General features: G+C 46.7%; 1 pseudogene. It reads right to left on the reverse strand.

Going from position 1 to position 705, the window contains the following annotated elements:
• Positions 1-91: 91 nt before the first annotated feature.
• Positions 92-705 (reverse strand): annotated as a pseudogene (locus R7190_RS27525) (DHH family phosphoesterase); the annotation flags it as partial.

The raw sequence follows: 705 nt of genomic DNA on the forward strand, positions 1-705 counted from the left end.
TGGTTAAAGCGCTGATTATCTGACTTATTTACTTGTAGTAAAAACAAAGGAGCCACTCGGCTCCTTTGTTGTATTCATGTTTTGGAAAATGCTATGCGTAATACGTTTCGACCGCATCAATAAATGCATTCACATCTTCTTTGCGTAAGGCATTAATACCCGCAGCCGCCTCTCGCCCACCACCTGTCGGGAACTGCCCACACACGGCAACAGCACCTTGTTTATTGTTCAATGGTGCACGGAGTGAAACTGTGTAAGTAGCATCTGCGTTTTCTGTGAGTACCGCATGCGCAGAGTCTGGATTTTGGTTTGCCAGCCAGTTGCCATACACACCGCTGATTCGACGTGATGCGGCCGTGTTTGGTAGCTCAAACAACTTCAATGTGTCGCTTTCATGTGTGGCTGGTACCGCTTGCGCGGCATCCATGTCTTGTTGGTAAGCCAATTGCAATTGATAGTAAGGCGAGGCTTTATCTTCAATGACTTCGAATGGCGAAATATATTGGACCAATGCTCGGTATAAATCCGCAGGATGGAAATGAAGGTCGTCGACTTTCGAGCCATAACCGTTGTAGTTGATTAATGTACCGAGCTCTTTTAACTGCGCTTTTTGCTCGTTATTAAGTCCGGCTTGATCCGCCAGCGTATCCGCTTTAGCAATCAAGTTATCACCGTAAGCAGCGGTGATCGCCCAAGTATGAAAGC

It is taken from the genome of Vibrio sp. 1078-1 (assembly GCF_033340475.1).